The 10967-nt window shown below is 64.0% G+C and carries 12 protein-coding genes; 4 read left to right on the forward strand and 8 right to left on the reverse strand.

Going from position 1 to position 10967, the window contains the following annotated elements; translation table 11 throughout:
- Positions 1-35 precede the first annotated feature (35 nt).
- Genes VGN68_RS08015 through VGN68_RS08025 form a run of 3 tightly spaced genes read right to left on the reverse strand, consistent with a single transcriptional unit; the run spans position 36 to position 2562 of the window.
- Positions 36-1196: a Gldg family protein gene (locus VGN68_RS08015; protein ID WP_327475550.1), complete on the reverse strand. Its 1161-nt coding sequence runs from the start codon at positions 1194-1196 to the stop codon at positions 36-38.
- On the reverse strand, positions 1196-1585 hold the full coding sequence (locus tag VGN68_RS08020) for a hypothetical protein (protein WP_327475552.1): 390 nt from the start codon (positions 1583-1585) through the stop codon (positions 1196-1198). Before VGN68_RS08020 ends, VGN68_RS08015 begins: the two co-directional genes overlap by 1 nt.
- Positions 1582-2562 carry a cysteine synthase A gene (locus VGN68_RS08025; protein ID WP_327475554.1) on the reverse strand — a complete coding sequence of 327 codons (981 nt, stop codon included), beginning with the start codon at positions 2560-2562 and terminating at the stop codon, positions 1582-1584. Before VGN68_RS08025 ends, VGN68_RS08020 begins: the two co-directional genes overlap by 4 nt.
- 195 nt (positions 2563-2757) lie before the next feature.
- Here VGN68_RS08025 and VGN68_RS08030 point away from each other — a divergent pair, with 195 nt between their 5' ends.
- Positions 2758-4881, forward strand: a complete 2124-nt coding sequence (locus tag VGN68_RS08030) for a TonB-dependent receptor (protein ID WP_327475556.1) — start codon at positions 2758-2760, stop codon at positions 4879-4881.
- Positions 4882-5016: 135 nt separating this feature from the next.
- Here VGN68_RS08030 and VGN68_RS08035 read toward each other — a convergent pair whose 3' ends face one another.
- The 5 genes from VGN68_RS08035 to VGN68_RS08055 all read right to left on the reverse strand — a co-directional run bounded on the left by VGN68_RS08035 (position 5017) and on the right by VGN68_RS08055 (position 8650).
- Positions 5017-5556 (reverse strand): hypothetical protein, encoded by a 540-nt coding sequence (locus VGN68_RS08035; protein WP_327475558.1) that lies wholly within the window; start codon positions 5554-5556, stop codon positions 5017-5019.
- 34 nt (positions 5557-5590) lie between these two features.
- The gene (gene fabG / locus VGN68_RS08040) at positions 5591-6331 is read right to left on the reverse strand and encodes a 3-oxoacyl-[acyl-carrier-protein] reductase (protein ID WP_327475560.1); all 741 of its coding nucleotides are present in this window, start codon (positions 6329-6331) and stop codon (positions 5591-5593) included.
- A 14-nt stretch (positions 6332-6345) separates the two neighbouring features.
- Positions 6346-6762, reverse strand: a complete 417-nt coding sequence (locus tag VGN68_RS08045) for a GxxExxY protein (protein WP_327475562.1) — start codon at positions 6760-6762, stop codon at positions 6346-6348.
- Positions 6763-6837: 75 nt separating this feature from the next.
- The gene (gene fabD / locus VGN68_RS08050) at positions 6838-7776 is read right to left on the reverse strand and encodes an ACP S-malonyltransferase (RefSeq protein ID WP_327475565.1); all 939 of its coding nucleotides are present in this window, start codon (positions 7774-7776) and stop codon (positions 6838-6840) included.
- Positions 7777-7822: 46 nt separating this feature from the next.
- A complete protein-coding gene (locus VGN68_RS08055) occupies positions 7823-8650 on the reverse strand; it encodes an LD-carboxypeptidase (protein ID WP_327475567.1) in 828 nt (275 codons plus the stop codon).
- 156 nt (positions 8651-8806) lie between these two features.
- On the opposite strand from VGN68_RS08055, the gene VGN68_RS08060 reads away from it, so the two are divergent.
- From VGN68_RS08060 to rpsR, 3 genes are all read left to right on the forward strand, one after another.
- The gene (locus tag VGN68_RS08060; protein ID WP_327475569.1) at positions 8807-10195 is read left to right on the forward strand and encodes a Mur ligase family protein; all 1389 of its coding nucleotides are present in this window, start codon (positions 8807-8809) and stop codon (positions 10193-10195) included.
- A gap of 155 nt (positions 10196-10350) precedes the next feature.
- Positions 10351-10728 carry a 30S ribosomal protein S6 gene (gene rpsF / locus VGN68_RS08065; RefSeq protein ID WP_293703008.1) on the forward strand — a complete coding sequence of 126 codons (378 nt, stop codon included), beginning with the start codon at positions 10351-10353 and terminating at the stop codon, positions 10726-10728.
- Positions 10729-10739: 11 nt separating this feature from the next.
- On the forward strand, positions 10740-10964 hold the full coding sequence (rpsR, locus tag VGN68_RS08070) for a 30S ribosomal protein S18 (RefSeq protein ID WP_088440322.1): 225 nt from the start codon (positions 10740-10742) through the stop codon (positions 10962-10964).
- Positions 10965-10967: the final 3 nt, after the last annotated feature.

Raw genomic sequence — 10967 nt, forward strand, 5'->3', positions numbered from 1 at the left:
GTCGAATTGGGGTCAAATGGGGTAGAAAAGACGCCTCAGCCGGAGCGGGCGCGAATCCACAGCGGTTGCAGCACCCCGACTCCGGCGCCCGGCCACAGCCGCGCCGCGAGCCATTCGATCGTATCGGCCGGCCGCAGATGGTCTGCCCCCGGCACGAGCGGCGACCAAAGGGGCGCAAACAGCAGGTCGGCATCACCGACCAGCCACACTTCGCCCGCGTCGACCCGGCATTGCGCAACGCGGCGGTCGGCGAAGCTGCGGCACGTTGGCGGCAGGCGCTCAAATGCGCCAGCGCTCGACAGGCGCAGCCGCGCGCGTCCGACGTCGACCGCCGCCACATCCATGTCATCGGTCGGCGCCGCGCCAAGCCTCACGCCCCAATGATCGAGCAGCGGGGTGAGCAGGCTGGTGACCGGCGGATTGCGCGGATCGCCGAGCGGATGCGGCGCGGGCCAGCCGGACAGCGCATCGGCCAGCACCACCGCCTTGCCGCCAACGCGGACAAAGGCGTCGATCGCCACCAGTTCCTGCGGCGCCAGCGCGCGCGGGTGCGCAAGGAGCAGCGTTCCGCCCGGCGGCGGTACAGAATCGACCAGGCTGTCGACCAGCGCCACCGGCCCCATGGCCTCCAGCCCAATCAGTGCCGGATCATCCCCTGCCCCGTCCGAGATGATCGCCGCGATATCGCCGCTGCCCGACCAACGCAGCGGCAAACCGGTCAGCATCGTCGCCGCCGGAGCCCCAGCCGATGCCGTCGCGGGCCGATACAGCGATGCGAGCAGTATATGGCTTGCCGCAAACCAGCCGGTCGTCAGGAGCAATCCCGCGACCCACGGCACCCATCGCCCGCGTGAGTGCCATTGCAAGAGGGCGTCCGCGCCAAACCCCGCCACAGCGCCGGCCACAAACATCAGAGCAATCTGAAGCCATGGGACCGATCCTGCGAGAATGAAGGCGAGCAGCGCCTGGGCAAGCGCCAGTAATCCGAGGGTGAGGAACACCGTAAGTCGCCGCAACGCGGCTTCTTCGCTGCGCTGCCAGACCGCCAGCAGCAGCAACGGCAGCGCTAGCGTCGGCATCGCCAGCGCCGGGTCGATGCGGCCCAGCACCGCCTGCCCGCCGCCGCTCCACGCAAGCGCCCCCACCAGCACGGCGATGGAAACAGCGCGCACCGCCAACCGGCGCGACAATCGCATCACGGGTTGGTTTTGCGCGCGCGCTGCAATTCAGGGTCAGGCTCAAGATCGGGCACGGTTGCGGCCGACGGTGCGGCCTGCGGCACCTTCACCGGTGTCTCGGCATTTTCATCTTTCGACGATGGGGACACTGGCTGAACCCCCAACTCTTCGAGCGGGGCGCCGCCGGTCTTGGCTTCGTCACCGGGCATCTTGACCTCGGCAGCGGTCGCTGCGCCGCTCTCGACATTTTCACGCGCACGGTCGCCGATCAGCCCCGCCATGCCGACAAGCAGCAGCACCGTCAGCACCCCGGCAATACCGATCTGCAACCGCCGCATCGTGTCGTTGACCGGCGTCGGCACCACCACCTTGGGCGGCGCATTCTTGTCGATCCGCATGTCGGTCATGCTGTCGTCTCCGTCAGACCTTTGCTCGCCAGCCACTCGGGATTGTACAGCGTCGACAGATAGCGGAACCCGCTGTCGCACAATATGGTCGCGATGCGCTTGCCCGGTCCCAATTGCCGCGCCAGCGCCATCGCCCCGGCCACATTGATCCCCGACGACAGCCCCAGACACAGCCCCTCCTCGTCCAGCAGCTGACGCACCACCTGCAAGCCTTCGGCATCCGAAATGCGGAACTGGGTGTCGATCGGCGCACCGTCGAGGTTGGCGGTGATGCGGTTCTGGCCGATCCCCTCGGCGACGCTGCTGCCTTCGGCTTTCAATTCGCCGCACTGGTAATAATTATACAGCCCCGCCCCGTGCGGATCGGTCAGCGCAATGACGATGTCGGGATTATGCGCTTTCAGCCCCAGCCCGGTCCCGGCGATTGTGCCGCCAGTCCCCGCCGCGCAGGTAAAGCCGTCGATCAGCCCGTCCATCTGCGCCCAGATTTCCTCGGCGGTGCCCATCACATGCGATTTGCGGTTGGCGATATTGTCGAACTGGTTGGCCCAGACCGCATTGTCGGTTTCCTCAGCGATGCGGCGCGAGGTGTGGACGAAATGACCGGGGTTGGCGAAAGGCGCCGGCGGCACCAGCACCAGCTCGGCCCCCAGCGCGCGGATCGTCGCCATTTTCTCGGCGCTCTGGTTGTCGGGCATGACGATTATGGTCTTATACCCCAGCGCGTTACCCACGAGCGCCAGCCCGATGCCCGTGTTGCCCGCGGTCCCTTCGACGATCGTGCCGCCGGGGCGCAGGGTGCCGTTCGCTTCTGCATCGCGCACGATGTAAAGCGCGGCGCGATCCTTCACCGACCCGCCGGGGTTGGCATATTCGCATTTGCCCCAGATTTCGCAGCCGGTGGCTTCGCTCGGACCCTTCAGCAGCACCAGCGGGGTGTTGCCGATCAGGTCGAGACTGTTTGCAGCAATAGTCATGCAGTTGATTTAGGGGCGTGCCGGGGTGGCCGCAAGACAGCATCGCTTGGCATCAGCGAGATCGCACTTTGTCGACCAACGACGCCGTGCTGCCGACAAACAGCCAAAAAATGCACGGTCGATGCTTGCGTTTGTGACAGTATAACATTACTGACCCCGCCATATTCTCGCTCCAATGATCAGGATTTTTCGTCGATGCGTCTGCTTTCCTCCGCCGGTTTCACCCTTGCCGTCATTCTCTCCGCCCCCGCCATGGCGCAAGATCGTTCGACGTCGAACGGCGGCGACGACCTTCATACCGGCGACCCGATCATCGTCACCGCACCCTATGTCCGCAGCCTCGACATCCTTGGCAATGTGTCGGTGCTTGAGGGTGACGAGCTGGCGCGCGACATCCGCGGCCAGATCGGCGACACGCTGACGCGCCAAGCCGGCGTGTCGGCGACCAGCTTTGCCCCCGGCGCCTCGCGCCCGGTGCTGCGCGGCTTTTCGGGCGAGCGCGTCCGCGTCCTGACCGACGGGATCGGGTCGATCGACGTCTCGAACACCTCCGCCGATCACGCGGTCACCATCGACCCGCTGACCGTCGAGCGCATCGAAATCCTGCGCGGCCCCGCGGTGCTGTTGTTCGGCAGCCAGGCGATCGGCGGCGCGGTCAACCTGTTCGACCGCCGCATCCCGCGCAAGGTGCCGACCGATCACATTCATATCGACGCGATCGGCGGGTACGGCACGGCCGCGAACGATCGCAATGGCGGCGCATCGCTCGACGTCGCCCTAACGTCCAACATCGTCGCGCATGTCGACGGCAGTTGGCGCAAGACCGGCGAAGTTCGATCGGGTGGCTTTGTCTATGCCCCTGGCCTGCGCGCCGAGCTGCTCGATCTTGCCGCCGAAGAAGCCGAGGAAGGCAATGACGGCGAAGCCGCAGAACTGACCGAACAGGCGGGATCGCGCGGAAAAGTTGCCAACACCGCCAGCGAGACCTGGACTGCGGCTGGCGGCCTGTCCTTGATCAACGACGGTGGCCAACTTGGCATTTCGGTGAGCTATTATGACAGCAATTACGGCGTTCCCAGCCGCCCCGGCACCGAACATCATCACGAAGAAGGTGAGGAGGAAGTTGAAGAAGGCGAAGAAGAGGGCGAAGCACCCGTCACCATCGGGCTGAAGCAATGGCGCGCCGACCTTCGCGGCGAAGTCGAATTGGGTGACGGCTTTTTCGACAAGCTGCGCATCCGGGCCGGGTTCGCAGATTACGAACATACCGAATTCGAAGGCGACGAGGTCGGGACCGTTTTTACCAACCAGGGTATCGAGGGCCGGCTTGAACTGGCGCAGAATGACCGCGGCGGCTGGCGCGGCGCCAGCGGCATCCAGTATAGCCACCGCGATTTTAACGCGATCGGTGCCGAAGCCTTTGTGCCGCGCAACTTGACCGACCAGTTTGCGCTGTTCACGTTGCAGGAATGGACGCTGGGATCGCTTGGTATCGAAGCCGCCGCGCGGTACGAGAAGACCGACGTCCGGGCCCCCACGCTAGGCATCTCGCGGAATTTCAATTCTTTCTCGGGAGCGCTTGGCGCCAATTACGAGATCGGGGAGAGCGCGAAGATCGGCCTGTCGGTCGCCCGCGCCGTCCGCGCGCCCTCGGCCGAAGAGCTGTTCTCGAACGGCCCGCACATCGCAACGCAATCGTTCGAAGTCGGCAATGTCGATTTGAAACGCGAAGCCAGCTGGGGCGCCGAAGCGTCTTTCAAGGTCAAGACCGACGCCTTCAACCTGAGCCTCACCGGCTATTCCAACTGGTTCGACAATTTCATCTATTCCGAAGAAACCGGCGAAGAAGAGGATGACTTGCCCGTCTTCCAGTATTTCCAGCGCGACGCCCGTGTGTGGGGCTTTGAAGCCGAGGCGAGCGCCCGGCTGGCGCAGATCGGCGGCTTCAATATCGTTGGCGACGTCGTTGCCGACATGACGCGTGCCAAGATCAAGGGCGGTGACAATGTTCCCCGCATCCCTGCGATGCGGGTGCTGGGTGGGCTTGAAGCACAGGGCGAACGCATCGACGCCCGTGCCGAGGTCGAATGGACCGACGATCAGACCCGCATTGCACCGTTTGAAACGGCAACCAAGGGCTTCACGCTGGTGAATGCGTCGATCAGTTGGCGACCGCTGCCCGACACGCGAAATCTGACGCTATCGCTGGCGGCGAACAATATCTTTGACGTCGAAGCGCGGCGCCACGCCAGCTTTACCAAGGACTTTGTCCCGCTGGTTGGCCGGGACATCCGCATCACCGCGCGCGCGAGTTTCTGACCAGCAGGTTTGAAGCAGTCTCGTCATTGCGAGCGAAGCGAAGCAATCCCGGGCGGTCTCCGCTACCCTGGATTGCCGCGTCGCTTCGCTTCTCGCAATGACGAGTCTAGCGGGAGGTATCGTCCCCATCGATCGTCAAAACGGCAATTGTTTCCGCTTGTTCCAGTAAATCGAAGTCGCCGCAGCATAGGCACCGACCTTTTCCCACGTCGTGCCATCGACTTTTTCGATATCGACCCCGCTGGCGATATAAGCTTGGACAATCTTCATGATCTGATCTTCGGACATATCGCTCGATAAATCGGGGTTGGCGCCCGCAGGTCCAAAATCGAGCGCCTTGTCGACGATCGCCGAGGAAAGATTGAGCTTGGCGATGTCACCAATCAGCCATTCGCGCGAAATGCGCGCAAGGCTGTATTCCAAATAGTCGGACTTCTGCGCTTCGGCGATGCCATGTTTTGTAACGCAGTCCTCGGTAATCGTCGCCAGCTGCTTGAACAGCGCTTCGCGCAAGGCGTCGTCGCCTCCGCCCGCCATCGCTGCACCGATGGACGCTTTGGTGTCCGCGGCGACCGCCGACACGGCGCAATCGAACTTCTCGCCTTCTTGCGCCGCAGCCCCGGCGGGCAGCGCGGCCATCGTCAGCGCGGCGCCCGCGATCAAACCCTTCATCATCCCGATATTCCCTTCACCGTCCCCGCGCGATCCATCAGGACAGCATGGCCATTCCGCCGTTCACATGCAATGTCTGACCGGTGACATAACCGGCCTCCTTTGACGCCAGATAGACGACCGCCGCGGCAATGTCGCTGCCCTCGCCCATCCGTCCCGCCGGAATGCGCTGGTTCAGTGCGTCCTTCTGCGCGTCGGGCAGGTCGTCGGTCATCGCGGTCGCGATAAAGCCCGGCGCGACGCAGTTCGCGGTCACGCCGCGGCTCGCCAGTTCCTGCGCCAGCGCCTTGGTCATACCGGTGACGCCCGCCTTCGACGCCGCATAATTGGCCTGCCCGGGATTGCCGGTAGCGCCGACGACGCTGGTGATCGAAATGATGCGCCCGAACCGCGCCTTCATCATCGGCTTGGCGGCAGCGCGCGCGAGGCGGAAATTGGCCTCCAGGTTGATCCGGATGACATCCATCCACTCCTCGTCCTTCATCCGCATGATGAGGTTATCGCGCGTCACCCCGGCATTGTTGACCAGAATATCGAGCTGGCCGAGCGCGTCGACCGCCGCCGGGATGAGCGCATCGACCGCGGCCGCATCACCCAGATTGCAAGGCAAAGCGACATGATCGCCGCCCAGCGTGTCGCGAAAGGCATTCAGCTTATCGGCATTGGACCCCGAAACCGCCAGCCGCGCCCCCTGCGCCGCCAGCGCTTGCGCAATCGCGGAGCCGATACCGCCCGAGGCGCCGGTAACAAGGGCCGTCATGCCGGTGAGATCGAACATCTGAGTTGATTCCTTTATTGGTTCACGCGGAGACGCGAAGACGCGGAGGGTTTATGGTCGTTGACGATGCGCCGGACGCCCTCCTTGAGCGTGGCGCCGCCGAAGTTGATTAACAGGCCGACCGCTTGGCCGGTGAGGCGCAGATTGGTCAAGAGCTGTTTGCCATGCGCCGCGTTGAGACGCTCCACAGACTTGATTTCGACGAGCAGCTGGTCGTCAACAAGCAGGTCGATACGGAACGCCGCTTCGAAGCGCATATCTTCGAACTGAATATCGATCGGCTTTTGCCGATCGACCTTATAGCCCATCTGGATCAGCTTGCCCGCCAGTATCGTTTCGTAGACGCTTTCCAGCAGCCCGGGACCCAAATCCCGATGCACGCGGAGGGACAGATTCAGCACATCGCCGCTCACGACATCGATATCCTGCACAGTCCCCCTCCGCGACTCCGCGTCTCCGCGTGAACAAATTTTCTCCGCAATCTCTGCGTTCTCAACGCGAATTGTTTAAAGGATTTTGAGCAAAGCCTCGATGTCGTCCATCGAAATCAAGCTGACCGTCTCGACCTCGCCCGAGGCGCTGCGTTTGACCATCGGCGACAGCACTTTGCCACCGAATTCAACGAAGTGCGTCACGCCGATATCTTCCATCGCGCCGACGCTCTCGCGCCAACGGACGCGGCCGGTGACCTGCTCAACGAGCAGGTCGCGGATCGTGTCCGCGTCGCTGACCGGCGCGGCAGTGACGTTCGCGACCACCGGCACCAGCGGCGCGGCGGGCGGATTCGCGCCCAGCGCTTCGGCCATCGCGTCGGCGGCGGGCTGCATCAGCGGGCAGTGGAAGGGCGCCGACACGGGCAGCAGCAGTCCGCGCTTGATGCCATAATCCTTGACCAGCGCGATCGCCCGCTCGACCGCGCCCTTGTGGCCCGAGATCACGACCTGCGTCGGGTCATTATCGTTGGCGACGGTGCAGATTTCGCCCTCTGCCGCGGCATCGGCCAGCTGCTGCGCGGACTCGATGTCGGCGCCGATCAGGGCTGCCATCGCCCCGACGCCAACCGGCACTGCCGCCTGCATCGCCTGACCGCGCGTCTTGAGCAGCCGCGCCGTGGTCGCAAGGTCAAAGGCGCCCGCCGCGCAGAGCGCCGAATACTCGCCCAGGCTGTGACCCGCGACATAATCGGCCTTCGCCGCCAGCGTCACGCCACCTTCCTTCTCCAGCACGCGCAGCGTCGCGATCGCGTTCGCCATGATCGCGGGCTGGGCATTTTCGGTGAGCATCAGATCGTCCGCCGGCCCTTCGATCATCAGCCGGAACAGCTTCTGTCCCAGCGCGTCGTCGACCTCCTGAAACACCTCGCGCGCAACCGGCGATGCGTCGGACAGCGCCTTGCCCATGCCGACCGCCTGGCTGCCCTGACCCGGAAAAATGAATGCGCGCATATTGCGTCCCCTAGCGTGATTTTTGAGTTGGGCCGCGCCTATTCCCTCACCCGGCCCGATGCAAGCCGAAGGGGACGACCTTGTTGTCCGCATCATGGCCAATATCGGCGCGGCCGAGATAGGGAATGTCGCACCGCGCGCACCAGCCCTGCACAATGGCCTCAGCTTCGATACCGAACGGTCGTTCGTTTTCGCGGATATCGCTGACCCGGCCAAGCCGCAGCCCCGCCAGTCCGCGCGGCCCCAGATAACTGGCGACATGGAAAAACGCTCGGTCGAAGGCATAGAGATATTCGCTGACCTCCTCGACCAGCAGCACATGCCCCGCCAGGTCAGGTTCGAGCGGGGTGCCGAGCAGCATCGACAGCGTCATCAGGTTGAACGCCGCGTGGCGCGCGCCATGCTGCAAGCCGTCCTCGCACGCCCCCGGATCGCGCGCGACCAGCCAATCGAGCGCGCGCAGCACCGCCGCATCGCCGCCCTCGCGGCGGATATCGGCGACCATCGGGCCGTGCGCGACATGGTCGAACCCGTCACGATACAGCGCCCCGAGTAAATTGCCCTGATCCGAATAGCCAAGGAACGCCTTGCCACGCGCGACGTCGGTCATCGCCGCCACCGCATCCTCGGCGATCCGACACGCGCCATAACCGCCGCGCGCGAACCAGATCGCGTCGATGTCGGGGCGGTTGGCCATCTCGACCAATGCCGCGAAGCGATGCCCGTCCTCGCCCGCGAAATGACCGTGGGTGGCAAAACATTGCGGGTCGAAGATCAGCTCGACGTCGGGATAGCCCAGGCTGGCGAGCGCGCGCACGGCCTCGGCATCGTCGGGCAATATGGGGGTCGAGGGAGCAACGATGCCGATACGCATTATTCAGCCAACCCCAATTTCCGTTCGCATCGAGCGAAGTCGAGATGCCCCGCGGCCTTGCGCCATCTCGATGGGTGTCTCGACTTCGCTCGACACGAACGGGATTTGCGGCGAGCGCCGGTTGCAAACATTGCAGCAAGTCCATATCGCGCCGCGATGGCGGAAAACAAATCCTATTTCTTCTGCGGCATCGGCGGGTCGGGCATGTTGCCGCTGGCGATGATCGTCGCGGCGCGCGGGGCCAGCGTTTCAGGGTCGGATCGCAGCCGCGATCAAGGGCGCTCGCCTGAGAAATTCGCATGGCTCGAACGACACGGGATCGCCTTCTACCCTCAGGACGGCAGCGGGCCGAAGGCGGGCCAGATTCTCATCGCCTCGGCAGCGATCGAGGACAGCGTTCCCGACATCGCCGCCGCCAACGCGCTCGGCCTCACCCGGATGACCCGCGCCGACCTCAACGCCGCGCTGTTCAACGCCGCGAGCCAAGCAATCGGCGTCGGCGGGACCAGCGGCAAGTCGACCGTCACCGGAATGATCGGCTGGATCCTCGCGAGCGCGGGCCGGAACCCTACGGTGATGAACGGCGCGGTGATGCGCAATTTCGCGAACGACGATCTGCCCTTTGCCAGCGCGCTGATTGGCGATGCGGAAACCTTCGTCAGCGAGGTCGACGAGAGCGACGGCTCCATCGCGCTCTACCGGCCCGACGTCGCGGTCGTCACCAATATCAGCCTCGACCACAAAAGCCTTGCCGAGTTGAACGCGCTATTCGGCGACTTCGCTGCGACAGCCCGCATCGCGGTGATCAACGCCGACGATCCCGAATCCGCGTCGCTACTCGCGGGTCACAACGTCATGCGCTTCGGATTCAGCGATGCCGCAGCGATCCGCGGCAGCGATTTCGAAGCCTTGCCCGATGGCTGCCGCTTCACCGTCAGCTTCGCCGGCGATCGGCACGCGGTGCGCCTGCGGATGCCCGGGCGCCACAATGCGATGAACGCCCTTGCGGCGATTGCCGCGGCGCGCGCGGTCAATGTTTCGGTCGCGCAGTCGGTCGCCGCCCTCGCCGATTTCGCTGGTCTCGCGCGCCGCTATGAGGTGTTGGGTCAAGCGAACGGCGTCACCGTCATCGACGATTTTGCGCACAACCCTGACAAAGTTGCCGCAACCCTCGCCGCGGTCGCCGAGCTACCGGGCCGCGCGCTGCTGTTCTTCCAGCCGCACGGTTATGGCCCGCTACGCCAGATGGGCAAGGAACTTGGAGCGAGCTTTGCCAAGGGGATGCGCGACGGCGACAAGCTCTATGTCTGCGATCCCGTCTATTTCGGGGGCACCGTGGACCGCAGCATCGGCAGCGAGGCACTGGTCGCCGATATCGTCGCGGGCGGCGGCGATGCGGTGCATCTGACCACGCGTGCGCATTGCGGTGCAGCGATCCTCGACAAAGCAAAAGCAGGCGACCGCATCCTCATCCTCGGCGCGCGCGACGACACGCTCACCGAATTCGGGCATGAATTGCTGGCGAAGCTGGCTTCGCGCGCTTGATTCCCCCGCGCAATTCTGTATAGGCGCCCTCATTCGGGGCGAGGCTCTATGCCGTCGCCCCGTTTGCTTTGCACCGATTCGCAAGGCGAGACGACAGCCGGAGGGGCTTGCGATTGGCGCAGGTCAGCGATCGGCCAAATCGAAGGAAGCGCATCATGCCGTTCTACGAGCATGTTTTTATCGCGCGTCAGGACCTGAGCCAGGCTCAGGTCGACGCGCTGGCGGAAACCGTCACCAATATCGTCACCGAATATAAGGGTGAGGTCCACAAGACCGAAACCTGGGGCCTGAAGCAGCTCGCCTACAAGATCCAGAAGAACCGCAAGGGTCATTATGTGATGTTGTCGGCTGAAGTATCGGGCGAAGCGATTGCCGAGATCGAGCGTCAGGCGGCGATCAGCGAAGACATCATCCGCTGGATGACGATCAAGGTCGATGAACTCGAAAAAGGTCCGTCGGTCATGATGCGCAAGCAAGAACGTCGTGGCGGCCGCGGCGAACGTGGCGGTCGTGACCGCGACGGCGAAGAATAAGGATAACGATCATGGCACGACCCTTTTTCCGCCGCCGCAAGACCTGCCCCTTCACTGCGAAGGACGCACCGGTCATCGATTACAAGGACGTTCGCCTGCTCCAGGGTTACCTGTCGGAGCGTGGCAAGATCGTCCCGTCGCGGATTACCGCGGTGTCCGCCAAAAAGCAGCGTGAGCTGGCAAAAGCGATCAAACGCTCGCGCCACATCGGCCTGCTCCCCTACATTGTGAAGTAAGGA

Source organism: Sphingopyxis sp. (genome assembly GCF_035998965.1).
Lineage (GTDB): Bacteria > Pseudomonadota > Alphaproteobacteria > Sphingomonadales > Sphingomonadaceae > Sphingopyxis.